We start from the raw sequence: 25155 nt of genomic DNA on the forward strand, positions 1-25155 counted from the left end.
CGCGCACGCTCCGCGGTCTCGGCGGCGGCCGAGACCGGCGCACGCCACGGGCCGCCCGGGTCACCGCTGGCCGGGGCTTCCGTCTTCAGCGACAAACGTCCCCTTGCCCATCACCGTTACCACCAGGCCCCGTTCACGCAGGTCCCGCATGGCACGGCGCGCGGTAAGGCGAGCGACGCCGTACTCTTCGGCAAGGCGAACTTCGGACGGGACCGGCGTATCGGGCGGCAGCTCACCCGAAGCGATCTTCGCGGCGATGATGTCAGCCAACTGCCGGTAGAGCGGGGTCGCGCTCTCGTGCTTCAACTCTTCTGCATCGCTCACCTGCCCAACGTAGAGAGAGGCGTACTTATACATCTTCATGGATCCTTCTGTATCCCTGTACAGAGGGGTGCATCCCAGTGTATCGTCAAGGAGTCAAAAGAATCGACCCCCGCGACCGCTGCCACGGTCCGGGGGCGCGGCCACCAGCTAACACGGAGCTGACGACATGACCGACCTTAGCGGCAGTGTGCTGCGCTGCCTACGTCCTCGGCGTGTCCACACGCGCACGCCCGCCACCCTTACCGACGCCCCTCCTCCTGCCGCCCGCCGCAGGGCGGCGCGGGTGCGAGCGTTCGCGCCTCGTCCCTGCCCTCCCCCGCCGACCGCGCCCACGGCTCCCGCACGCCGGCCTCGCGGGCCGATGATCCGCCCCTACGCCCTCGCCGCGCTCCGGAGCAACCGCCGCTACACCGGCGTCCGCGCGTTCGCCGGGACGCTCCGGCTCGTCGAATCGCGACCGGCGACCCGCCCTGGTCTCGCGGGGGTGGTCCTGTGAACGCCGACGAACACCGCGCACTGCACCCGCCGTCCCCCGAGTACGGCCTCACCGAAGTCGAACGCCGCGCCCTGCGCGACCTGCTGGACGAGCTGGTCGACGCGACCGAGGACCGCGTCTTCTGGCTCGGCCGCGCCCGCGAGACCGCCCTGGAGATCAAACGCCGACTGGCCGGCCTGCTGGGCGGAGGCGAGGACTAACGGCAGCGAGCCGGTGTTCTCGCCGCCGCTCGAAGGTCGGGGAACTTGATCCCGTCCGGCGTCGAGAACACCGGCATCCGGCGACCGCGGCGGTCCGGAAGGTTCGGCGCTAGACTCCGATCCACTGAAAAGCGCGCTGCCGCCATCCTTTCCGTTCCCCGGACCGTCCTCTTCAGGTGCACTGCGCTTCGATGCCCGCGCCGGATGACGCGGACCGGGGTGAGGGGCGAGGGCCGGTGGGAGCGGCTCCGCCGTGATGGGCTCTGGAGGCGCGATGAAGGCCCGGGGGACTCGGCGCCTGGGTCGGCTGCTTCCCGAGGACCCGGCCGAGGTGGGCGGATACGAACTGGTGGGCCGCGTGGGCTCCGGCGGGATGGGCACCGTCTACGCCGCCACCGCGCCGGGCATCCGCGGGTACCTGGCCGTCAAGGTCATCGCCGGCGAGCACGCCGCCACCGCCGGGTTCCGTCGGCAGTTCGCCCACGAGGCCCGGCTGCTCGCGCGGGTCAACAGCCCGTGCGTGGCCCGGTTCGTGCAGGCGGACGTGGAGGCCGATCCGCCGTGGCTGGCCACCGAGTACGTGCCCGGCCCTACCGTGCGCCACCACGTCGAACGCCACGGTCCGCTGGGCCCGGGCATGCTCGTCGGCCTGGCGGCGGGTGCCGCTGAAGCACTGAGGGCCGTCCACTCGGTCGGGATCGTGCACCGCGACCTCAAGCCGAGCAACGTGGTGATCGCACCGCCGGGACCCAAGATCCTCGACTTCGGGATCGCCCGTCCCACCGCGCCGGAGGACCCCACCCGGTGGATACGCCTGCGCCGCTTCCGCGACGGGCTGCGGCGCCTGGGGGTCCGGGCGCCGGACGGGCTGCCGCAGGCCGACGAGCGGCCCGCCGAAGGACCGCGCGACCGCTTGGGCACGCCGGGCTGGATCAGCCCCGAGCAGTACCGGGGCGAGCCGGCGACCGACCGGTCGGACGTGTTCCTGTGGGGCTGCCTGGTGGCGTTCGCGGCGGCGGCGCACAACCCGTTCGGGCACGGCCATCCCAAGGAGCTGGCCCGCAGGGTGCTTCGGGAGGAGCCCGACCTCGACCGCCTGCCCGCCGGGCTGGAGCGGCTCGTGCTCTCGGCCCTCGCCAAGGACCCCGCCGCGCGCCCGGACTCGACGGTGCTGCTGCGGGAGGTGCTCGCCGCGAGCGGTGCCGAGCCGCCTCCAACCGGCGCCGCGATACCGGCCGCCGTCCGCGAGATGCTGAGGACCCACTGGAACGAGGTCGACGTGCGGCTTCCACGACCGCCGCGCGAGCTGCCGCACGGTCTGACTCGCGGTCTGGCGCGCCTGTGGCAGGCGGGCTGACGGCTGCGGTGGTGCATGGCGGGCGTTCGGCACGCGGGCGGGATCGCTCATATCGGGATCTCTCATATCGGGTTCGGTCATGTCGGGTCCGCCGTCCGGCCGCCGGTCCGGTCCCCGTCGCCGGCGGCGTCGGCACGATGCGGCCCCGTGTTCCGGGCGGCGGTAACAGGCGTCGCGTGCAGTCCGCGCCCGTGGGAGGCCGCGAGCCTGCGATGGGGACGGGGTTTCGTTCCGCCGGACACGACCAGTCCGCGCCCGACCGCGGACCCGCACAGCCGCGTGCGCGTGCGCTTCCCGCTGCATGTCGACATGTCGCGCAGAGTGCGGCCGACGCCGGTCAGCCGGATGGGAGCGCGGCGGACGACGTCTCCCTCGGAGACGCGCAGCCTGTGGATGCGCACGGCCGGGGAGACGGCCCGCACGCCGACCGCGGCCGAACGCGAGCGCACACCCATGTCGACCGTGTGCCCGTCCCACGGCGGCAGCCCGTCCAGCCGCCAAAGGCGCGCCGCGGTGTCGCGGCAGGCGAAGGCGCCGGGGGCCAGTGCGAGCTGGGCGGCGACGACGGCCCGCTTGAGCGGCGAGGCGAGCGTGCCGAATCCCAGCACCCGGAACACGCCCCAATGCAGTGTGCGTGTCCACATTCCGCGGCGCAGGCGAACAGCGACGTCGTCGGGCGAGAGCCCCGCCCGCCGCGCCTGCGCCCGACTGATGAGTCCGAACTGAGCCGCCGCGAAGAGTGCGACGGCTTCGTCTCCCTGGCACGGGAGTGACTGCTTGAAGATCATGCTTCAAGGGTCGGAGCCCTCAGGCCGGATGGGCCACTCGGATCACAGGGTTGTGGATAACTTCCGCCGGTCAGTCGGGAAGGAGGTAGTGGATCTCCTGAGCCAGCGTCGTCGCCGCCGGGTCGGCTTCGACCCGGAATGAGGTCTTACTCACGTCAACGTCGGATGCTGTCGGCTGGAAACTCAGTTCGCATACAACGCCCTTGCTACGCATGATCACGGTGTACTCGGACTTCGACGAACCATCGCCCGGGACGTAGAAGACCGTGGCCGCATCCCCCCAGGTGCTCTTTCCACTGGATTTGTAGTCGCTACCCAGGGTTTCCACATATTTTTGCTCGGTCGAATCCATCAGACGCTTTGACCGCGCGCGAACGGACGTATCATCGTATGATTCGATATAAGCGGTATAGGTAAGCGTCAATCGCCAGTCCTCGATACCGTCCGGCGATATGAGCCAAGCGCAATCATCCTTCACCGTCCGGAACCCCGATGCGGGGTGCGGAGATATCGTCGCAGAGTCCGGAGGAGCGACCTCTTCGTCCTGGCGTCGCGGGTACAGGCCCGTCGTCAGGACATCTTGATCCATTACCGTACACAAATCCAGGAGCCCGGGGCTCATGGTCTCCCGTGGCTCCCTTGTCGGCACAGTTGTGTGATCGTCAGAGCCTGAGGAGCCGGCCACGGCTGTCGACAGCATTCGCACGGCTCCAACCATGACGGCGACAACCAATACCGCCGCTGTGGTACCGCATCCGAACATCAGGAGAAACGCACGCCACCCATGGACCCCCTGCTTTCCTCGCGGCGTGCTGTTATTCTCAGACATTTCCGATCCTCAGCGGTGACGAGAGAACGATCGCAGCCTATTGCGCCCGATTGTCCAACTGCCCCTTCACGTCGGGGTGTTCTAGAGGGCGGGTGAACCCGAGAATCTCGGACCGCCCGGGAGCATCGTAGTCGTGAACCGCGATCGGTCCGCAGTCGGTGCACCAGGCCTCGACCATCAGCCCGTCGCCGATGACCATGCCCACATGCCCAGGGCTTCCGGCGCCCGGCTGGTGCACGTCGAAGAAGACGAGGTCGCCGGGCTGCTCCTCGCCCTCGGGCACCTTGGGCCCGAACGTCCACTGGTCCTGCGACACCCGCGGGATCGAGACCCCGATGCTCTCGTAGGCGCGCATCGTCAGTCCCGAGCAGTCGAAGGCGCTCGGCCCCGTGCCACCCCACAGATAGGGCTTTCCGCGCTGGTTCAGGGCCCAGTCGACGACCGCCTGCGCCAGCTCGTTCGGCGCCTGTCCGATCGGCTCGCCCTCGGCCGTGACCTCGCAGTTGACGGCCTGCTCGACGGAACCGCTGGTCTCGAAGTCGCCTTCGGCGTACTGGTCCGCCCAGCTCATGACGTCGTCGACGTACCACCAGGCGTGGTTGTAGCCGTAGACGGCCTCGCGCATGTCATCGCGTGCGCCGTGGGCGATCAGGTAGTCGGCGGCGGCGGGGATCGCGTCGGCCGGGTCGTAGACGTTGACGACGCCGTCGTCGTTGCCGTCCTGCCCGTATCCGTTCTCAGGGCGGTCGTCGGTGTCCATGATCGGGTCGCCGCCCCAGCTGTTGCCCGCGGCCGAACCGTCGAGGGCGCCGAACTGCATCGGGCCGGCGGCGCCCCAGTCGTTGTGGCCCTCCGTGATCCCCGGCCCCTCCCAGCGCCCGTGCTTGCTCTCGACCTGCCCGACGCCGGCGAGGACGTTCCAGGCGATCCCCTTCTCCTCGCCGACGGACTTGTAGATCTCCAAATAGTTCTCCGGTATGGAGTCCTCGGCGTAACCGCTGCTCTCCGCCTGCTGGGCGGACTGGTCGGAGGTGCACTGCAGCGCACCGACAGCGTTGATAACTCCCGGATTCAGCGCGGTCATGGGAATGATGACGACCCCGACCGCGATCGCTCCCACCATGAGAACGCCGATCGCGATCGCGAGCCGGGTGACGCACGCCCCCCTCTCCGCGTCCCTCGATTCAGGTCCGGCGAACAGTGCGATCATTCACTCACCCGCCGCATCCCCCGGCCCCGGCGTGCCGGGCACGTCGCCCAGGTTTCCGGCATCGGCTGGCTGGAAGTCGTAGACCCGCCACTCGCCGCCCTCTTCCACCACGGTGACCGCGAACTCTCCGAGGTCCTCGCTGGCGCCTCCACCGCCTTCGGTGATCGACTGCGCCGTCACCACGAACGTGACGGACTCGTCGCCGAAGGTGCGGATGGACTCGACGTTCGCCCGGCCCTCGGAGACGGCCTCCTTGCTCGACATCTCCTGCCACATCGCCCCGGCGCCGGAACTCTGGGCCAGCGTCTCGGCGTAGTCGTCGGTCGCGAGCTCCTGCATACTCGCGTAATAGTCCTCGGGCGACTGCGAATAGTCGATGGTGCCGTAGACCCGCGCGAACTCCTGGGCCGTCGCCGCCGCGGACTTGAACTCCGCCTCGCTGAAGGGGAACCAGTCCATCACCTGCATGTCCTGAGCGGCCGTAGTGGGAATCGGGCTCGGCGGCGCGACGTCGCCGGCGGCGTCCTGACCGCCGTTCCGGTCTCCTGCGGCGGAGGACTCCTCGTTCGACCCGCCCTCGTCTGCGCCGTCGCCCCACCCGCCCAGGGTCAGATAGACGCCGAAGACCACGAGGACGACGACGAGAGCGCCGAAAACGAAGCGCTGCTGTCCTTCACTGAGCGGTTTGGGCATGTCGGGGGTTCCTCGCGAGGGCGGTCGTGGCGTATCGGGTCAGTCTTCGTCCCGCAGCCAGAACGGGACGTCGCGGCGCACGTCCCGGCGGCGCTGGGACTCCGCGCCGGTCCAGAAGGGGCTGATGGGCGCGTCGTTCTTGCCGTCGCGGGATCCGGTGAGCCAGCTACCGCCTTCGCGGGACTCACCGGAGGGTGCCGGACGCTGCTGGCGCGGCGGCGGAGCGCCGCGCCCCTGCTTGGAGCGGGGACCGCCCCACCTCGATCCGCGGTTGACGTTGCCCTGCGGAGGCGTGGCCTCCCGGCCGCGGAAGATGCCGGCGCCGGTGTTCGGGTCAGCGCCGCGTTGGCCTTCGCGGGACGGCGCCTGCTCGGCACCCTGCGGCGGGGCGGAGCGCTGCTCTCCTCCCCCGCGACCGAAGACGGAGGCCCAGCCTGTGTCGCCCGTGCCGGTGTAACCGCCCGAGGGGCGCGGAGGGATGCTGCCCCTGCCGGAGGAAGCCGCGCGGGCGCTCCCCCCCAATCCTCCGGAGGCGGCCTCACTGAGTCGGGGGGCCTCGGAGGTGGAACGGCCGGCCGCGGCGGCGGCGCGCTGCTGGCCTCGGTCCTGATCCTGCGTCTGGCCAAGTTTGAGCGGCGGAGGAGCGGCATTGCCCCTGACTCGGCCGTAGCCCCCGCCGGCGCGCGCTCGTCCCGCGTCGCCTCGGACGCGGCCGCCTTCGACTTCGGCCGCGGTCGGCGCGGCTCCACCGCGCACCGCTTCGCCCGCTTCCGGCGTCGCGGCAGCCGCTCCCCCGCCGCCGGCGGGGACCGCCGCCGCGGCCGCAGCAAGTTGGGGGCTCCGCTTGAGCCCCCACTTTTGGGCCCGCATGTAGGCGACGGGCGGGAGGACGTTCGCGCTCTTGCTGAGAGCACTGCTCGACACGGCATCGCTGACCATCCGCGACGTGAATGTATTGGCGTTCACCGACTGGAAAAGATGAGCGAATGGACGGCGGTAGATGAACAAAGCCAGGGTAAAGAGGGCAAGCAGAATCATCTGCAGGCCCCAACCCATAGAAGACCCGATAATCATCCCATAACACAATACAAGGACGGATATCAGAAGAACTATGAAAACCTGTTTCAATAGCAAGCCGAGCGTCATCTCAAACCATCGAAGCAGCACCGTCCTACCATATCCTGGATGGATTCCGATCAATAGGAACACCGGCGCGAAGAGCAACAGAAGCAGGAATCCGATCTTCAGCACAATAAGTGCCACCGAACCAGCGAGGATCAACCCGCCCGCGAATATCGATGCAAACAACGCAAGTGTTGCGACGCCCAGACGACTTCCCTGCTGCTCCCCCTCAAACAGCGGATAGATCTGCGGATAATTTGATTTTATCTCTGATGCGATCTGCTCATACTGTTCCTGCTTCTCTTGGGCAAGCTCAGCAGCATCGGCGTTGCCATCCATGATCTGCTGCTGCTCGACTCGACTGAAAGCCTGGGCTTCCAGCAGCGCCATGCCATGCTCGCGCTCGGCCGTCTGAGATCCAGCAACAGAGCCGAACTCCCCAGCAATCCACGGCTGGCAAACGAGGCCGGACCACAGCATCTGCGAGTTCTGACGGACCGCAAAGTCATTCTGACTCTCCCACTCCGCCTTATTCACCTCTGCTGCGCCACGAGGACAGGTTGCGGCGCCGCCCGGAGGCGTGATCCTGGATATGGAACTGTTTACCAACTGGCTTCCTGAATTGACCACCGTGCCCGCATATCCGAGGATCTGCATTGGATTCACTAGAATCCAAATTCCGAGTGCCGTGGCGACGACCATCCAAACGGCACTTTCAATGGTAAGGGTCACCCGTTTGCGGATGAGTCCGTACCAACCCAGCCAGACAGCGCCGAGTATAATTACTGTCGGAAGAAGCGGCCGCCAAATTCCTTCGCGGAGTTCGACGACGATATCGGCAACCATGCGGTTGAAGCTGTCCAACAGCTCATTGGAGAGTGCCGCCTGATAAACCGTGATCGTCGACTGGTTGATCGTCTTCGACAGGTTCCAAGCAGTGTTGCTCAGTGTCGCAACCGCCGCCGAGCCCATCTTGTCGACGCAGGACTCGCGGATCACGTGCCACTGCTGTCCGGCAGTACCGTACTGGCCGTAGAGGCTTGAATCCGGTGGTAGTCCGTCGGGAGATGCCGCGGCGGCCTCGGCGGCCTGCGGCGGCACCAGCAGGCCGTCGGCTCCGCTGCCCGCCGCCTCCGGCTGCGGGGCGGGCTCGCCCTCGCAGACCGGTGCGGCCTGCGCGCTGCCCAACGGGGTCATCAGGAAGGCGAGCATCAACCCGGCCATCACCAGGTTGCGCTTGAAGCGCCTCCGGCCCCGGCCCGATCGGCGGCCGCGCGGGGGGTCGTCCGCCGCCGGACCGTCGGCCGACGGCGCTTCTCCCGAGATCGGCGAATCGTCCTCACGCCCGAACGCTGCGGACGGCGTCGCGGTGTTGGTCACTGGTCCTGCCCCATCCTCGTGGTACCGCCGGTGCCGCCCGTTCCAACCAGGGCACCGGTGCCTGCGCCGTCGTCTTCGGGGATGTCGTCCGGCCGATGCCGCGTGGGGTTGGTGTCCAGCCACTCCAGCAGCTCTTCGGACACCAGGTCCACGGCGACCCGTCCGGCGCGGCCGTCGAGGTCGCGGAAGATGGACTCACCGTTGCCGAGGTTGCGGAGCATCGCCTGATGCTCCTCGGAGGACTCGACCCCGAGGAGGGACATGACGCTCTCCACCTCGTACCGCTCGCTCGAACGGAAGGCGAACACGCTGGACAGGCAGTTGGTGACCTGTTCGTTGAGGAGGTCGCCCGCGTTCTGGCTGACCAGGATCAGGGCGGTGTTGCGCGAGCGCCCCATCCGTGAGACCTCGGGGACGAGCTTGGCGCCCTCCGGGGTCGAGGTCACAGCCCAGGCCTCGTCCAGGAAGATGGCCTTGGGCAGGTGGCGGTCGAGGCCGTTCATCAGCCGCCGGGCGAACTGGCTGACCAGGTACAGCAGTGCGACGCTGAGCCGCTGCTCGTAGGAGTAGTCGTCGCGTTGGATGGCGGAGTCGGGCAGGGTCAGCCCGCCGAGGGTGAAGACCGTGGTCCAGCCCTCGGTGTCGATCTGGGTCTGGCCCTGCGGGTCGAAGCACAGGCTCGCCAGCCGCATCTCCGACATCGACCGCAGCACCGCGCCCAGGTTGCGCGACGCCGGGTCCTCGGAGTCCTCCAGGTGCTCGACGACCTTGGCAAGGCTCGGGCGGGGCTGGTTGGCGACGGCTGCGACCGCCTGGATCATCGCCGACTCCCGCTCCTCGCTCATTCTCGGCAGCAGGAGGCGCAGCGTCTCGGTGGCCATGGTCTTCTGCGCGGACAGGTCGTCGCCGAAGGAGAACGGGTCGAGCAGCCCCGGTTCGGCCGAGGCCATCGACATGATCCGCGCCTTGCGGCCGCGCCGCTGCAGTAACCGCACCAGCGACTCCGCGTCGCCCTTGGGATCGATGGCCGCGACGGTCACGCCGCGCAGCGCGAGCTGGTGGATGAGCAGCAGCGCCAGCGTTGTCTTGCCGCCGCCCGGTTCACCGGTGATCGCGATCGCCGTGGGGCGGTTGCGCGCGGCCGCGACCATCGGGTCGAAGTGCACGACCGAGCGGGCCCGCCCGAGGGTCTCGCCGATGTAGGGACCGGTCCACCCCGCGCCGGAGGAGTCGCGTCGGTCGCCCAGGTCGATGGTGGCCGTGGGCATGCCGCCCGCGATCGTGCGCAGCGGCTGGCGCTGCGCGTAGGCGTTCAGCCGGATCCGGTCGCCGGGCAGTGACTCCGCGAACAGGGAGAACTGGTCGCCGGTGGAGTTGACGACGTCGATGCCGATGTCGCGGTAGTGCTCGACGACGGCCTCCACCCGCTGCACCAGCAGGTCCTCGGCGGGCGCCGACACCATCAGCCGGTGCCACCCGTAGACGAAGGGCAGCCGCTCCTTGGTGATGCCGTGCTCCAGCATCCGCGCGGCGTCGATCTGCTCGGCCAGCGCGAGGGGCGCGGCCACGCCGGCCTCGCGGATGTGGGCGTCCATGTCGCGGGCGTGCGCGAGCTTGCGGCCGACGTCCTTGCTCGCCTTCGCGGGCGGGATGAGCTTCATCCGCAGCGACAGCTCGACGGGGAACGGGAGCGCGTCGGCGTAGTGCAGCCACGGCTCTCCGTCGGGGAAGGGCATCAGGTCGGGGAACCGCGAGAAGGACAGGTAGGCGACGTAGGTGGAGCCGGTGGGCTGGTCCAGCCGCAGCATGGACCGGCCGTTGTGGACGACCCCTTCGACGAGCTGTTCGATCTCGCCCTTGCCCCAGGTGCGGCGGCCGGCGGCCGAGCGCCGCGACTCCTCGATGGTGCCGGTCACCGCGTGCCGGATCAGCCACGCGATCTCGTCGGAGGTGGCGTGGCGGGCGTGCAGCGAGCTCGCGGCCAGCGCACGGCCGAGCCGCTCGGCCTGCTCGCTCCAGCGGGCGATCTCCTTGGCGTCGGTGGCGTCGTCCTCCATGCCCAGCACCTGCTCGGTCCGCTGGTAGGCGTTGACCAGCTGGGCGAACATGCCCTGCGAGAGCTGGCCGCGCACGCCGCCGCGCTGGCCCAGGCGCACGCCCAGGTAGACCTCCTTGGTCCAGAAGTCCTTGGCCCACACGTGCCGGTACATCTCGTCGAGGTAGTCGAACCAGCCCGGCCCGGAGTCGGACGTGGCGTCGAGCCGGGTGGCCCAGTCGGCCGCCGGGTAGGTGCGGTGGGCCACGCGCAGGTGCACCTCCGCGTCGTTCATCCGGATGGCCGCCAGCGCGATGGTGACGTTGGTGGCCAGCGCCTCGCGCTCGTCGGGGGTGGCGAACTCGTAGGAGACCGTGGGCAGCCGGAAGTAGGCCCAGGCGTCGGCGTCGCTGAGCAGGATGCGGTCGTCGAAGTAGCGGACCGAGAGGCGGCTGCCGCTCCTGCTGCCGTTCATCGGGTGGCCTCCCCAGTGGTGCGTGTGGTGGTGCGGTCGCGCGCGCCGCGTGTGCGGAGCCGGTGTCTGGAGCGCGTCATCCGCGGGTCTCCGAGGGGCTGCGTCGCCTGCCTCCCGGTACGGCTTGGCCCGAGGGCGCCGGACCGCCGTCCATGCCGCGCACCAGGACCCCGCCCAGGGCTCCGTGCGCACGACGGGTGGTGGGGCGGAGCGCGCCGACGTCGACCACCTTGCCCGCGGCGAGGTGGTCGTCCCAGGGCACCCGCACGATGGCCCGGCAGCGTCCGCGCGCCACCTGCTCGGCGGCGTCGACGTCGGCCAGGCTGCGCTTGCTGACGCCGTTGATCACCACCACGGCGGTGGAGCGCAGGGCCGAGTAGCCGTGGCCGTCGAGCCATTCGAAGGTCATGGCGACGGCCCGCGCGGCGTCCTCGCTGGCCGGCGCCACGAGCACCATGCCGTCGGCGGCGGGGAGGGAGCGGGCGACGCCGGTCGCGGCGGGGTCGAGCACGGTGATCTCGTAGAACCGCTCCAGCAGCCCGGCCAGGCCCGCGTAGTCACGGTCGTCGAGGGTCTGCACGTAGGGGTCGTCGAGGGTGGCGACGACCTCCAGGCCGGTGGCCGCGCGGGAGGTGTAGCGGCGCATGGCCGCGTAGCCGTGGACGCGGTCCGCGTTGGCCAGCAGCGAGGTCACGGTCTCGGGGGTCTCGGTGCGGATGCGCCGGGACAGGCCTCCGCTGCCGGGGTTGACGTCGACGGCGACCACCCGCTCGTCGCGGTAGGCGGCGAGGGTGTGGCCGAGCATGAGGGTGGTGACGGTCTGGCCGGCGCCGCCGGTGCAGCCGAGCACGACGACGTTGCGGGGGCTCGGCAGCGGCGTGCGCAGCCGCTCGATGTCGACGGCGGGCAGGTCGGACTTGGCCGCGGCCGCCGATCCGCCCGTGACGACGCGGGCGAGGCGGCGCCAGCCCCGGGTGGCCCCGGAGTCGCCGGGCGCCGTCCCGGCCGCGCTGCTCGGCCGGTCCTGCTGGGCGGACGCGCCCTTGGCCGTACGGCCCATCCCCTCCTGCTCGCCGGTGCCGTGGTCGAGCTGGAGCTCGGGCTTTTCGGCCTCGGCGGGGTCGGCCGGGGAGGGCGGTCCCGGGCGCTCGGCGGCCTGCTGATCGGGCGGTCCGGCGGTGCCGCCCGCGGTCGTGCTCTCGGAGCGGGGCGCGGGGTCGGGGGGTGTGCCGGGCGGCGTCTGCCCGAACAGGTGGCTGAGGCGGCGGGCGTTCTGCGCGACGCGGCTGAAGACGCCGTCGTCCACGCGGGCGGCCGGGGCACTGCGGAGGCGCCGCTCGCGGGTGTCGGGTTCCGCGTCGCCGCCCTCGTTCCGCCGGTCGCCGTCGTCGGCCGCGTCGCGGGCGGGCGCGGGCGAGCCGCCGGTGGGGCTGGACCGGATGGTGCGTGCGAGCCGGTCGGAGCGGTCGGGGTGGGCGGCAGGATCGGGACGATCGGCGGCGGCCCGACCGGGCTCGGCCCGCTCGGCGGCGGCGGGGTCGGGGCGGTCGGACCGGTCCCGCGTCGGCTCGTGAGCGCCGTCCGCGTCCCCGGGGGCATCGGTCCGCCCGGTGCGGCCGGCGCGCGCCCGGATGGCCGCCGCCTCGGCCGCCTCCAGGTCGGCCGCGGTCGTGCGGCGGTCGGGAGCGTCCACCTGGCCGAAGGACTCGTGTTCGCCGGTGCCGTGGTCCAGCTCCAGCGGCGGTTTCGCGGGCACGGCGACCGAGGGCGCGACGTCGGCCCGCGGCGCTGCGGCGGAGTCGCCGGTGCGGCGCTCGGCGCCGGAGGCGGCCGCACCCGGCCGGTCGTCTTCGCGGTACCGACCGCTCTCGCCGGACTCATCCGGTTCCCCGCCGCGATGGAGCGCGTCCTCTGCGGCGGCGCCGCTTCGGACGGGGGCGTTGGCGCCGGACTCCTCAGGAGCGCCGGCCAGCGGTGGGAGGGCTCCCTGGGCGGCCACGGCGCTGTGCTCGGCTCCGTCCGCCTCGTCGCCGCCCGCGGTACGGCCGGCTTCGACGGCTCCGTGCACGCGGGCACGGGGGGCGCCGCCGCGGTCGGGGCCCGTACCGGCCGCCTCCGCATCGGTGCGGCCGCCGGAGGCTCCGGTGTCGGCGCCTTCGGGCGCGCCGCCCTCGTCGTCGGTGGCGGCGTCGCCGCGCAGCGACGAGGTCCGTCCGGTGTCGACCGGTGGCCCGGCCAGCGGCGGGAGCGACTGCCGACCGACCGCCGGGCGGGCGTCCTGGAGGCCGGAGGCGGGCTCCGGGGTGTTCTCGGCCTCGGACCCTTTGGCCTCGGAGGGAGTGCCTTCTCCGAGCGCGTCGGTGCGCTCGGCGGTCCCGTCGGAGGTTTCAGCTTTCCGGGACGGCGTTCTCTCCTCGCTCCGGTTTCCGGCGGCCGACTGCGCGACGTGCTCCGGTCGGCCGGAACGTTCGGCGCCTCGCCGGCCACGTTCGTGATCAGGCGACGGTTCGGGACGAGCGGCCGCGCCCCCGGCGTCGCCATCACGGTCGCCGACGGAGGAGCCCGCCCGAGTGGCGGAAGATTCGGTGCCAACGCCGGAAGGTGCCCGCTCGTCCGAGGCGCCCCCGCCGACCGGCTCACCGCCCGCACGCCGACCGGCCGAACCAGCCGACGCCGCCGCGTCCTGCGACGCGTCGCTGCCACTGCGGCTCTCGCGCGAGGGCTCGGGGCGAGCGGCCGTGTCCGCGCCCCCGGCGTGGCCGACGGCGGAACCGGGCTCGCGGTCGCCGGACGACCCGCCTTCCCCGAACCGCCCCTCGCCCGAGACCTCGGCCACCCGCTCAGCGGACCCGCCGGTACCGGTGCCAACGCCGGAAGGCGCCCGCTCGTCCGAGGCACCGTCGCCGACCGGCTCACCGCCCGCACGCCGACCAGCGGAACCCGCCGACGCCGCCGCCGCGTCCTGCCCGTCCGGGGGCGGCTCCGGGGCTCCCTCGCGCGGCGCGTCCGCGCCAGGGCGGCCGTCGCTCACGGAGACGGCGTCCGCTCGGTCGGGGCGGGGGCCGGGGGCGCTCTCGCCGGGGGCTGCGGGGGCGTCGTGCGGGTCGGGGGCGTCGGTGAACCAGGCGACCGGACGCCGCGGCTCGTGGCCGCCGGCCTCGGCGAAGCGCGGCGGGCGCGGCGCCGGAGTGTCGGTACGGCTCAGGTAGCGGTTCAAAACCGACAGCCGCTCGTCGGGGGCGTCGGAAGGGGCCCCCGCGCCGCTCGCCGCCCCGGCGCGTCCGTCGTCCCGGCCGTCCTCGGGCTCGCCGTCCGCGCGGTCGACGCCGGTGCCGGGGTCCGCACCCCGGTCCGATCCGGCCGCCGGTTCGGCGGTAGGTGTCTCGGCGGTTCCGGTGGCCGCGGATCCGAGCGCGGGGCGGTCGGCGGTGTCGGCGGGCGCGTCGTCCGAACCGTCGGCCCAGGACGACGGAGCGCCGCTCGGCGGCTGCTCGGCGTCCACGGCCTGCGGCGGTCCCGGCGCGACCGCGCGGTCACCGCGCTCGCCCTGCGCGGGTCCGGCGACCGGATCGGTCCGCTCCGGGGCGCCTCCGTCCGACGGCGCGGCGAACACCCCGACGACCCCGGACAGGCTTTCGTGCTCGTCTGTGCCGTGGTCGAGCTGCAGAGGAGGCTTGGCCTCGCCGGGCCCGCCGTTCTGCGACGCGGCGGCGGGCCCGTGGGCGCCGACCGCTCCGCCGCCCTCGTCGCCACTTCCGGACGGGTGCCCGTTGCCGGTGGACGGCACGTCCGGGGCCGCGGGCGCGGAGAACACCCGCACCACTCCCGAAAGGTTCTCGTGCTCGCCCGTCCCGTGGTCCAGCTCCAGGGCGGGCTTGTCCGCCGCCCACGGGCCGTCCTGGGCGGCGCCGGCCGGGCGCCGCGCGTCGGCGGGCGGAGCGCCGGGTGCGCCACGCTCCCGGACGCGGCCGGCGGCGCCGTCCGCGTCGGATTCGGCACCCTCGCTGCGCTGGTCGCCGGCGTCGGGCCGGTCGGCGTCGGCTCCGGCCAGGGGAACGGGCAGATCCCACGGGGCCGCGTGCGGGCGGCGCTGCGCGCGCCGCTCGCGCAGGGACGGCCGACCCGAAGGGGCGCCGTCGCCGGGGGCGGGTCGGGCCGGCTGCGGAGCGCGGGCGCGTTCGGTGCCGACCGCCCGCTCGGCGCCGGCGGCGGACTCCGCGGTAGGAGCCGCCGCAGAGGCGTCCCCGGTCGACCGCTCGCGCTCCAGTCGGCGGGCGACCTCCATTCCCTGTGCGCGGCCGCGCAGACGGCGCTGCGGGCGCTGCTTGGCTGCGGGCGCCCCGCCCTGCTCGGCGGCGGGGCGCGCAGTCTCGGCGCCGGATGCGTCCGCGCCGGGGGGCGCGGCCGCACGCGGCTCGGCGGGCGCCGGTGCCGCCATCATCTCCTCGGCGCGCCGGCGGGCGCTGGAGCCGGGCGGCTCGGGGCGCTCGGCGACCGCCGGGGCGTCTGCCGCCTCGGCGGTGGACGCGGGCGCCGCCGTGCCGGACGCCTCCTCCGGGCGCTCGCGCCGGGACGGGTGCTCGGCGGCGGCGAGGTGCTCGGCGAGCTCCACCGGCGTGCGCGCGGCACCGGGTACGGGACCGGATACGGGGCCGCGGGCCGGGCGCCGACGCACTCCCGGGGCCGGTTCGCCGCGGTGTTCGGACGCACCGCTGCGGCCCGGCTGCCGGTCGAGGGCGAATCCGAAGTAGTTGAGGACCCGCAGCCCGACGCCCCGGCGCCGGGCTCCGCCGCGCCTCGGCTCCGCGCCGTCGTCCCGCTCCCACTCGCCCCGGAGGTCCGGAGGTTCGGCCGGTGCGGGCGCGGATGCGCCGACCGGCTCGGGCTCGGTCGCCGCTCCGGCCCCGCGCTCCCGGCCCGCGGGCTCCGGTTCCTGCGCAGGCGCGGGCTCGGCGACCGACGCGCCGGTGCGCGCAGCCGGGTACAGGGGCTCGGCCCGGGATCCGTTCACGGACGCCTTCGGCGCGGCGATGGCGTCGTCCCACAGCGGCTCGGGTGGGCCCTCCTCCTCCGCCGGGCCGCCGGTCGCCTGCGGGGGCGCGGACGGCAGAGCACCCGCGAGGGAGGGCGCCTGCTCCGCCGTGCGGTTCGGCCCGGTGGAGGTCCGGCGCGCCGGGACCCCGCCGCGTTCCCTCCCGCGCTCGCGCACGCCGGCGTCCGCGGCGACCGCGGGCAGCGGCCCCGCCTGGGGGTCGCGGTGCCAGACCCGCACGGTGACCTCGACCGCGGCGGGTTCGCGCTCGGGGCGCAGCCGGGTGAAGACCCGCGGCTCGGCCGTGAACCGGATCTGGGAGACGATCAGCTCGCTGAGCCGCTTGCCCTCGACGACCGGCCGGGTGGCGAGGAAGGCGATGACGAACGGCGGAACGATGTAGACGACGTGCAGCGGCATTTCCAGCGGGACGCCGATGAGCCGCAGCAGCATGACCCAGACGAAGCCCACACCCACGACGACACCGATGTAGACGACCGAGACCGGCTGCGGGAGCCGGAAGTCATACAGCTTGTAGAGCTTCTTCTCGATACGCCAGATGTTGGTGTACGTGGGCAGGTCCACGTCTGGGGCCTCCTACTCGGTCGTCACACCCATCGCCTGGGCGATGGCCCGCGCGGTCACCTCGATGATCCCCGGCACGTAGAACACGATTCCGATGAAGATGGCGAGAATGATGAACTGCGCGAATCGGGTGATCTCCCTGGTGAACAGGAAGAAGATGGCGACGACCGAGACGATGACCAGGAAGAGGGGACCGAAGAAGCCGCGGAGGAAATCGGCGAGCCCGGACGTGTCCGGGGCGTTCTCGGTCGCGGCGAGGGCAATCGGGCCCGCGGTGTCGGCCATCGCCTGGGTGAGACCCGTGACCAGGGGGTGCATGTCAGTCGCCGTCCCCTCGCGTCTCACGTCTGCGCTGCATGGTTTCTCGTCTCCTCGGCTTCAGGGCCCTGCCGGATGCCGCCGCGGCTATTCGCCGAACGACTGCGGGGCTCCATGGATCTCTCGCACATACCAGTTCTCGCCGTCCTTGACGACGGTGAGCTCATAGCTCTGGGTGAGTTCGGCGGCCGTGGTCTCGTCTGCTCCGGCGGGCCGCCACACCACCTCTGCCGTGACCTGCCGCCCCTCATTGTCCCCCGATCCGGAGGCGGGGACGGCGATGTCCACAAGTTCGACGAACTCCAGGGTCTCGGGCGGCAGCCGGTCGATCCGGGCCCCGGGCTCGACGAAGTCCGAGAGGTAGTCGGGGTCCTCCGCGTAGGCGCCGAAGAAGCGCTCCAGGCGGGGCAGCAGCTCCTCGCGGGCCGCGGCGTCGGTCTCGGAGACCTCGGGGTCGGGCAGCTGCGCACGGCCGGGTGCGGCGAGCAGGGCCGGCCGGCCCGAGACGACGAAGTTGTCGGCGTCGGCCGCGTAGACCGGGACGTCCAGGCTCATCGGCGATCCGTTGACGTCGGCGCTGAGGGTGACGACGGCGTTGTGGTCGTCGCGGACCTGCACGCCGACGACCCCGATGTCGTCGCCGGTGAAGGACTCCCCCTCGCCGGCGAAGGACGCGGCGCGGCCCTCGGGCACGAACGCGGCCAGGGCGTCGGCGCGCTCCTCGCTCTGCAGGCCGTCGGCGTTCAGGTAGACGTCCGCGAAGCGCGCGGCGAAGCCGGATGCGGCGGTCTCGGGGAACTCGGGCCCGCCGGAGGACGCCTCCTCCTCGGGCGAGGGCTCGGCCATGCCCTGGCGCAGCGGCATCCAGACGCCGTTGAAGAGGACGACGATGATGAAGGCCCACAGCACCGCCCGGCCGACCCAGATCCACCAGCGCCCGCCGGCACCGGCGCGGGGCCGCCGACTGCGCCGCGGGGGGTCGCCGAACTCGTAGAGGCCGTCCGCCTCAGCGGGCTCCCCAACGGGTCCGCCGCCGCGTCGCGCGGTCGGCTTGCGCGCCATCACGCCTCCCCATCCCCTCGTGGGCACAGTGCACCGGCCGGATTCCCGGTGCCATGTCTACCCCACACCTATGGTGCGCCATTGTTCCGCATCTCAGCCGCCAATACTCCTCCGTGTTTCGTGCCGGACGCCTCGGTGTACTCCCGACACACCTCGTGATCAAGGGGCGTTCGAGGCATGCCGGGCAATACCAGCAAAACCCAGGAAACAGGCACGGTCAACGTGCCGATTGCGGGCCGACCGGAAAGGAAGCTACCGCCGAGCAGGAAGCCCCCTCTGGCGTTTACGTCTGCAGAGAGGTCGCGCTTCACACTCGAATACGGCGTCGACCTGCACATTTCCCCACACGAATGATCACCGGTCCCATGGTGGGACATGCTCCGGAGCCGGTCGCCGAGAGACGGATGTGACGTCATTCATCCGGAGTTCCCGACGGATTCACGCCGCACCGACCACAATCCCCTGAACTGGGAATACTACGCACAGTGCAGAAACGGTCCGATAACCGGACAGAGATTGGGAGCCTTAAAAAGCTGTCCGAAACGGGCAGCTCCGTCCCCGGTGAGGCGAACCGCACCGGTGGCGCCTCGACACGCCGGATGCCGGTGCGGGACTCCCGCTCACCCGCGAGCATCCGGCCGCGCCGACGCGATCGGCCGATCGGCACGACGGGCGTCGAGACACGGAGCCGGCCTCGCCGAGAGGCCGGGCGCCGGTGCGCCCGACGCGCGCCGGGCCGCGGCCCCCGCCGCGCCGTAGGAGGTCAGCGACCGTGGAGACTCCGCGCTCACACGTTGAAGCGGAACTCCACCACGTCGCCGTCGGACATCACGTACTCCTTGCCCTCCATGCGCACTTTGCCGGCCGACCTGGCCGCCTGCATGGTGCCGGCCTCGACCAGGTCGCCGTAGGAGACGACCTCGGCCTTGATGAAGCCCCGCTGGAAGTCGGTGTGGATGGCCCCGGCCGCCTCGGGCGCCGTGGCGCCTTTGCGGATCGTCCAGGCGCGGGACTCCTTGGGGCCGGCCGTGAGGAAGGTCTGCAGCCCGAGCGTGGCGAACCCGACCCGGGCGAGCTGGGCGAGCCCGGATTCGGTCTGGCCCATCGACTCCAGCAGCTCGGCCGCTTCGTCCTCCTCCAGCTCGGCCAGCTCCGCCTCGATCTTGGCGTCGAGGAAGACCGCCTCGGACGGGGCGACCAGCTCCGACAGCTTGGCGCGCAGCGCGGAGTCGCCGAGCTCGTCGGTGTCCAGATTGAACACGTAGATGAAGGGCTTGACCGTCAGCAGGTTCAGCTCGCGCAGCAGCGACACGTCGATGCCGGCCGGCGCCGCGCCCACCGACAGGCCCACGCCCTCGTCGAGCACCCGCCGCGCCTCGCGTGCGGTGGCCAGCGCCTCCTGGGCGGCCTTGTCCTTTGCGTTGCGCTTGGCGTCCTTCTCCAGCCGCGGCAGCGCCTTGTCCAGCGTCTGCAGGTCGGCGAGGATCAGCTCGGTGTTGATCGTCTCGATGTCGCGCGAGGGCTGGATGTCGCCGTCGACGTGGGTGACATCGGGGTCCTCGAACGCGCGGATGACCTGGCAGATCGCGTCGCTCTCGCGGATGTTGGCCAGGAACTGGTTGCCCAGGCCCTCGCCCTCGGAGGCGCCGCGGACGATGCCGGCGATGTCCACGAAGTCCACCGTGGCCGGGATGACCTTGGCCGAGGAGAAGATCCCGGCCAGTGTTCCGAGCCGGTGGTCGGGCACCCCGACGACGCCGACGTTGGGCTCGATTGTGGCGAACGGGTAGTTCGCCGCCAGGGCTTCGTTCTTGGTCAGGGCGTTGAACAGCGTGGACTTGCCGACGTTCGGCAGACCGACGATCCCAATGGAGAGGCTCACGTCGACCGAGTCTAGGTGCTCACGCAGGGCGGACTCGCCGCACGGAACGGACGCGGACTTTTCGGTGACACGCGCTCCATCTTCGGATGAAACGCCCTGCGCGCTGCCCGGTTTCGGAGTAACTTCATGTTGAACCGGTCACGTCTGCGCGAAAGCACGCCGGATGCGGCGCACGGACCTGGGAGGGGGCGCGACCTGGCCGCTGGGGGGCTGCCGGGCGACCGCGCCGGTGCGCCGCGACCGACACGCAGCCCGTGCGGATCGCAGCAGCGAGGTACACGAGTGGGGGTCCGTCCGTGGTACACGGCCAGATGCGCGCCTTAGTCCACCGATACCCGGCGGTGCGGTACGCCACCCGCCAGATACGGATCCGACTGCCTCAGCGCCTCGGCGGACTGGATCCGGCGCACGTCCCCCCGTGGGAGCGTCGGTTCGAGCTTGCCATGCCCCGCCGCGAGGGTTGGTCCGGCACCGGGCCCCCGTCCCTGACGATCACCGCGCCCGGCGACTACGGCGTGGCGCGGCGCCTGCACCACGGCGGCCTGGCCGCCTACGAGCCCGAGACGCTGGCCTGCTTCCTGGCCGCGCTGGAGCACGCCCGGCCCGGCGCGGTGCTCGACGTCGGCGCCAACATCGGCCTCTACTCCGCGCTCGCGGCGGCTCGCAGCAGCCGGCGCGTCTTCGCGTTCGAACCCGCGCCCCGCGTCGCCGACACCGCCGAGGCCGTCGCCCGCGCCAACGGGCTCGGCGTCGGTGTGGAGCGGCTCGCGCTGAGCAACCACAGCGGCACCGCGGCCCTGCGGCTCTCGCCCGTCTCCGACACCGCCAGCTCCCTGGCCGCCGACAACCGCCCGCTGCTCGGCCGGGTGCTCGTGCCGGTGGAGTCCCTGTCGCACTGGCGCGAGCGCGCGGGTGCGGCGCCCTCGATCGTCAAGATCGACACCGGGGGCACCGAGCCGGACGTGGTCGCCGGCGCGCTGGAGGTGCTGCGGCGCTTCCGGCCCTGGATCTTCTGCGAGGTCCGCCCCGAGCACGGGGTGGCGGAGCGGCTGATGGCCCTGCTGGAGCCGTTCGGCTACTGCTGGTACCACCTGTGCGGCGACCCGCCCTACCCGCTGCGCGCGGTGATCGTCGGCCGCGGCCCCGACCCCGGCCAGCGGATGTGGCTGTTCGCACCCGAGCCGGTGCCGGAGCGGGTCTGGCGCGCCGCCCGCGGCTGGTACCGCGCACTGGGCAGGCCCGCTACGCAGGGCTGATCCCGAGCCCTTCACACGGGCGGCCGGTGCCCGGACCTCGCCCCGGCCGCGGCGCGACGGCCCGCAGGGGCCGCACACCGCCTATTCCGGACCATCGCCCGCGCGTGGCGGACGGTGCCGCGGGTGCACGGGTTGAGACCATGGGCGGCTATGGACGGCCTTGACTTGATCCTGGTGCTTCTGGTGGGACTCGCGATCGGCGCCGCGCTGGGCTGGATGCTGGCGCGCAGCCGGGTCGCCGAGGCGCGCGCGCACGCCCGCGCGTCCGAGGAGCGCGCCGCCTACATCGAGGACCGCCTCGGCGAGCGCTTCCGGTCGCTGTCGGCGGAGGCCCTGGACGAGACCAACCGGCGCTTCATGGAGATGGCCGAAGGGCGGCTGCGGGCCGTCGGCGCCGAGACCGGCAAGGATATGGAGCAGCGCCGCGCCGCCGTCGAGCAGCTCGTCTCCCCACTGAAGGACACGCTCGCCCGCGTGGAGAATCAGCTCCGCGAGGTCGACGCCGGGCGCCGCTCGGCCCACGCCGAGCTGGCGCAGCAGGTCGACCAGGTGCGCCAGGGCTCCGAGCGGCTGCGCGACCAGACCCAGGCGCTGGTGACCGCGCTGCGGCGGCCCGAGGCGCGCGGCCGGTGGGGCGAGCTCCAGCTGCGCCGGGTGGCCGAGCTGGCGGGGATGGACGCCTACTGCGACTTCGAGGAGCAGGCGGGCGCGAGCACCGACAACGGCCGGCTCCGGCCGGACATGGTGGTCCGGCTCGCGGGCGGGAAGAACATCGTCGTGGACTCCAAGGTGTCGCTGGCCGCCTACCTGGAGGCGGTCGAGACCGACGACGGCGACACGCGCGCCGAGCGCCTGCGCGCGCACAGCAAGCACCTGCGCGCGCATGTCGACCAGCTCTCCGCCAAGTCCTACTGGGCGGCCTTCACCCCGGCGCCGGAGTTCGTGGTGCTGTTCGTACCGGGCGAGGCGTTCCTGGCACCGGCGCTGGAGCACGACCCGCAGCTTTTGGAGTACGCCATGGGCCGCCGGGTGCACATCGCCACGCCCACCACGCTCATCTCGCTTCTGCGCACCGCGCAGTACGCCTGGCAGCAGGAGGCGCTCAGCGAGAACGCGCGCGCGGTCTTCGACCTCGGCAAGCAGCTGTACTCGCGGCTGTCGACCCTGGGCGGGCACGTCGAGGGCCTGGGCAAGGCGCTCTCGCGGACCGTGGCCGCCTACAACCAGACGGTCGGCTCGCTGGAGAGCCGGGTGATGGTGACAGCGCGCCGGTTCGAGGAGCTGGGGCTGGTCGAGGGCGACCTCGGCCGCCCCGAAGGCGTCCAGGAGCAGGCCCGGCCGCTCGCCTCTGCGGAGCTGGCGGGGGAGTCCGCGGAGCGCGGCGAGGACACCGAGTCCGGAACCGGGGCCGCCGATCCCCGCGTCGAGATATACGGCTCCGCGTTCGGCTCCGCGGCGGAGCCGTACACAGGCGGGAGCGACCGCTCCTACGGCTCCGATCCGGACGCCCCGGACCGGTTCGGACAGCCGGCAGGGGACACGGCGCGGACCGAGGAGACCGATATCTCACCGAGAGTGACATACTGATTACCGTGAGCCACACGAGGGAGCGTGCCGGAATGGTGACGCGCAAACCCCAGCGCGTGAACGAAGCGCCGGTCTCCGTGCAGCGGCCGCCGCACCGCCCCACCCCCCGCGCCGAGCCCGAGGCGCCCGGGGGCAGTGGGGCGGCGAGCGGTCCGGCCGGCCTGGCCGGCATACGCCTGACGGGGCGCGGCGGCGTTCTGCTGATCTCCGCCGTCAGCCTGGTCTTCACCCTCGTCGGCCACGTGTTCAGCTCGGCGCTGGTCAGCGGGGTGGCGTTCACCGCGGCCTGCGTGGGGGCCGCCCTGCTGGTGCGCCCCGGCGACCTGCTCTCGCTCACCGTGAGCCCGCCGCTGGCCTACTTCCTCGCCGCGCTCGGCGCCGAGATGGCGCTGGCGGCGGGCGAGGCGGACTACACCCGCGCGGTGGCCGTCGGCATGGCCACCCGGCTCGCCGACGTCGCGCCGTCGCTGTTCCTGGGCACGGCCCTGGTGCTGGTGATCGCGGTCTTCCGCGGGCTGCCCGCCAACGTCCGCGCGTTCAGCGACGAGCTCAACGGCCGCCGCCCCCGGAACCCGCCGCAGGAGAAGCCCAGGCGGAACGGGTGACGCGAGCGGGCCCCTCGCCCGTCGGCGGCCCGCGCCGGGATACGCGGGCGCCCGCGTATCGGCCGGTCCCACCGCACCCGCGCCGCGCCGGGCGCGGCCGCCGGCGCCTGCCGCCGCGCCACGCCCCGCCGCCGACACCGGTGGGACCCGGGATGCGACCCGGTCAGAACGGGGTCTCGGCGTCGGAGCCGCCGCCCTGGCCGCGCTCCTCCATCGCGACGGCGAGCTTGGCGCGCGCCCCTTCGAGCCACTGCTCGCAGGTGGCGGCGAGGTGCTCGCCGCGCTCCCACAGCGCCAGCGAGTCCTTCAGGCTCAGGCCGCCGGCTTCGAGCCGGCGGACGACGGAGTCGAGCTCGTCGCGGGCCTCCTCATAGCTCAGCTCGGGTTCGGCGCCGGTCCCGGTGCCCGCGGCGTCCGCGGCCGCCGGCGCTCCGCCGTTCTCGGCGCCCCTGTTCGCCGTGCCCCCGTTTTTCGGGTTGCCGTTCTTGCTGCTGTCCTTGGCGGCCACTGCGCAGCCCCTCCTGCTCTTCGCGCGTCACGCTGGTGTCGTCGGTCGCGCCGCACGGCGCGCCCGGTCAGCCGTCGGTGCCGCTGTCGGTACCGGTGTCGTGGTCGGGATCGGGATCGGTGCCGTCGACCGTCACCGTGATGCTGTCCTCGGTGAACCGCACCCGCAGCGGATCGCCGTGCCCGACGTCGGCGGCGGAGCGGACGACGGCACCGTCGTCCCGCTGCACGATCGCGTAGCCGCGCGCCAGTGTGGTGGCGGGCGAGAGCGCGTGCAGCCGGGCGCGGGTGTGGGCGAGGCCGTCGCCGGCGCGGTCCAGCGCCGAGGTCATGCACCGCCGCGCGCGGTCGCGCAGGCCGGTGACCTGCTCGGTGAGCCGGTCCATCTCGCGCACGGGGCTGGCGAGCACGGGCCGCGAGCGCATCCCGGCCAGCCACGAGCGCTCGCGCTCGATGCCGCCGATCAGGACGCGCCTGCCGCGGTCGCGCAGCTGGGCGACGAGCTGGAGCTGCTCGCCGACGTCGGGAACGGTCCTCTTGGCGGCGTCGGTGGGCGTGGAGGCGCGGACGTCGGCGACCAGGTCGAGCAGCGGGCTGTCCTGCTCGTGCCCGATGGCGCTGACCACCGGCGTGCGGGTGGCGGCGACGGCGCGCACCAGAGCCTCGTCGGAGAAGGGCAGCAGGTCCTCCAGCGACCCGCCGCCGCGCGCGATCACGATCACGTCGACCTCGGGATGCGCGTCGAGCTCCTTGAGCGCGTTCAGGACCTCGCCGACCGCGCGGTCGCCCTGCACCGCGACCTCGCGCACCTCGAAGCGGACCGCGGGCCAGCGGCGGCGGCCGTTCTCCAGCACGTCGCGCTCGGCCGCCGACTCGCGTCCGCACACCAGTCCGACGGTGCCCGGCAGGAACGGCAGCGACCGCTTGCGGTTGTCGGCGAAGAGCCCTTCGGCCGCGAGCGTGGCGCGCAGCCGCTCCAGGCGGGCCAGCAGCTCGCCGAGCCCGACGTGGCGGACCTCCAGGGCGAGCAGCGAGAACGTGCCGCGGGCGACGTAGAAGTCGGGTTTGGCGTGCACGACCAGCCGGGCGCCGGCCTCAGGCACGGGCGCGACCGCCTCCAGCACCCGCACCGGGCACACCACGCGCGCCGAAACGTTGGCCACCGGGTCGCGCAGGGTCATGAACACGGTGCCGCCCCGCCGGCTCATCTCGGCGACCTGGCCCTCGACCCAGATCTTGCCCAGCCGCCCGATCCACCCGCCGACCGCCTGCATCACGACGCGGACGGGCTGCGGGGACTCGGGCGAGCTCTCCATACCCATGGCTGCGAGCCTAGATCAGGACACCGACAGAACCCTCCCCGCACGCCGTGGCGGCCCCGCGAAGCGCCGAAGGGCGGGCAGCGGTCCTCC

At 72.6% G+C, this 25155-nt stretch carries 18 protein-coding genes; 5 read left to right on the top strand and 13 right to left on the bottom strand.

What is annotated here, in order from left to right; translation table 11 throughout:
• Positions 1 to 60: 60 nt before the first annotated feature.
• Entirely contained in the window at positions 61 to 363 is a 303-nt protein-coding gene (locus tag ABEA15_RS14330) for a GntR family transcriptional regulator (protein WP_345557019.1), read from the bottom strand.
• 453 nt (positions 364 to 816) lie between these two features.
• On the opposite strand from ABEA15_RS14330, the gene ABEA15_RS14335 reads away from it, so the two are divergent.
• The gene (locus ABEA15_RS14335) at positions 817 to 1020 is read left to right on the top strand and encodes a hypothetical protein (protein WP_345557020.1); all 204 of its coding nucleotides are present in this window, start codon (positions 817 to 819) and stop codon (positions 1018 to 1020) included.
• 274 nt (positions 1021 to 1294) lie between these two features.
• Positions 1295 to 2377, top strand: coding sequence for a serine/threonine-protein kinase (locus tag ABEA15_RS14340; protein ID WP_345557021.1), 1083 nt, complete (start codon positions 1295 to 1297; stop codon positions 2375 to 2377).
• A 77-nt stretch (positions 2378 to 2454) separates the two neighbouring features.
• Here ABEA15_RS14340 and ABEA15_RS14345 read toward each other — a convergent pair whose 3' ends face one another.
• The 10 genes from ABEA15_RS14345 to ychF all read right to left on the bottom strand — a co-directional run bounded on the left by ABEA15_RS14345 (position 2455) and on the right by ychF (position 19788).
• Positions 2455 to 3165 (bottom strand): hypothetical protein, encoded by a 711-nt coding sequence (locus ABEA15_RS14345; RefSeq protein WP_345557022.1) that lies wholly within the window; start codon positions 3163 to 3165, stop codon positions 2455 to 2457.
• Positions 3166 to 3235: 70 nt separating this feature from the next.
• Positions 3236 to 3754: a hypothetical protein gene (locus ABEA15_RS14350; RefSeq protein WP_345557023.1), complete on the bottom strand. Its 519-nt coding sequence runs from the start codon at positions 3752 to 3754 to the stop codon at positions 3236 to 3238.
• 277 nt (positions 3755 to 4031) lie between these two features.
• Entirely contained in the window at positions 4032 to 5204 is a 1173-nt protein-coding gene (locus tag ABEA15_RS14355) for a C40 family peptidase (RefSeq protein WP_345557024.1), read from the bottom strand.
• The gene (locus ABEA15_RS14360; RefSeq protein WP_345557025.1) at positions 5205 to 5897 is read right to left on the bottom strand and encodes a hypothetical protein; all 693 of its coding nucleotides are present in this window, start codon (positions 5895 to 5897) and stop codon (positions 5205 to 5207) included.
• Between the two features lie 39 nt (positions 5898 to 5936).
• Positions 5937 to 8399, bottom strand: a complete 2463-nt coding sequence (locus ABEA15_RS14365) for a type IV secretion system protein (RefSeq protein WP_345557026.1) — start codon at positions 8397 to 8399, stop codon at positions 5937 to 5939.
• Positions 8396 to 10909: an ATP-binding protein gene (locus tag ABEA15_RS14370; RefSeq protein WP_345557027.1), complete on the bottom strand. Its 2514-nt coding sequence runs from the start codon at positions 10907 to 10909 to the stop codon at positions 8396 to 8398. Before ABEA15_RS14370 ends, ABEA15_RS14365 begins: the two co-directional genes overlap by 4 nt.
• A 76-nt stretch (positions 10910 to 10985) precedes the next feature.
• Complete coding sequence (locus tag ABEA15_RS14375) at positions 10986 to 16526, bottom strand: TcpE family conjugal transfer membrane protein (protein ID WP_345557028.1); 5541 nt, start codon at positions 16524 to 16526, stop codon at positions 10986 to 10988.
• Between the two features lie 12 nt (positions 16527 to 16538).
• Positions 16539 to 16844: a hypothetical protein gene (locus tag ABEA15_RS14380; protein WP_386698988.1), complete on the bottom strand. Its 306-nt coding sequence runs from the start codon at positions 16842 to 16844 to the stop codon at positions 16539 to 16541.
• Positions 16845 to 16931: 87 nt separating this feature from the next.
• A complete protein-coding gene (locus ABEA15_RS14385) occupies positions 16932 to 17906 on the bottom strand; it encodes a conjugal transfer protein (RefSeq protein WP_344144447.1) in 975 nt (324 codons plus the stop codon).
• 787 nt (positions 17907 to 18693) lie between these two features.
• Complete coding sequence (ychF, locus tag ABEA15_RS14390; RefSeq protein WP_344144449.1) at positions 18694 to 19788, bottom strand: redox-regulated ATPase YchF; 1095 nt, start codon at positions 19786 to 19788, stop codon at positions 18694 to 18696.
• Between the two features lie 443 nt (positions 19789 to 20231).
• Between ychF and ABEA15_RS14395 the strand changes: the two genes are divergently transcribed.
• The 3 genes from ABEA15_RS14395 to ABEA15_RS14405 all read left to right on the top strand — a co-directional run bounded on the left by ABEA15_RS14395 (position 20232) and on the right by ABEA15_RS14405 (position 23236).
• Positions 20232 to 21044, top strand: coding sequence for an FkbM family methyltransferase (locus tag ABEA15_RS14395; protein WP_345557029.1), 813 nt, complete (start codon positions 20232 to 20234; stop codon positions 21042 to 21044).
• Positions 21045 to 21194: 150 nt separating this feature from the next.
• On the top strand, positions 21195 to 22631 hold the full coding sequence (locus tag ABEA15_RS14400) for a DNA recombination protein RmuC (RefSeq protein WP_345557030.1): 1437 nt from the start codon (positions 21195 to 21197) through the stop codon (positions 22629 to 22631).
• A 5-nt stretch (positions 22632 to 22636) separates the two neighbouring features.
• Positions 22637 to 23236: a DUF6542 domain-containing protein gene (locus ABEA15_RS14405; protein WP_344144455.1), complete on the top strand. Its 600-nt coding sequence runs from the start codon at positions 22637 to 22639 to the stop codon at positions 23234 to 23236.
• Positions 23237 to 23399: 163 nt separating this feature from the next.
• Here ABEA15_RS14405 and ABEA15_RS14410 read toward each other — a convergent pair whose 3' ends face one another.
• Positions 23400 to 23615 (bottom strand): exodeoxyribonuclease VII small subunit, encoded by a 216-nt coding sequence (locus tag ABEA15_RS14410; protein ID WP_344144620.1) that lies wholly within the window; start codon positions 23613 to 23615, stop codon positions 23400 to 23402.
• Positions 23616 to 23811: 196 nt separating this feature from the next.
• On the bottom strand, positions 23812 to 25065 hold the full coding sequence (gene xseA / locus ABEA15_RS14415; RefSeq protein ID WP_345557031.1) for an exodeoxyribonuclease VII large subunit: 1254 nt from the start codon (positions 25063 to 25065) through the stop codon (positions 23812 to 23814).
• Between the last annotated feature and the right edge of the window lie 90 nt (positions 25066 to 25155).

The sequence above is a fragment of the Streptomonospora halophila genome, from assembly GCF_039542725.1.
In the GTDB taxonomy this organism is placed as follows: Bacteria; Actinomycetota; Actinomycetes; order Streptosporangiales; family Streptosporangiaceae; genus Streptomonospora; species Streptomonospora halophila.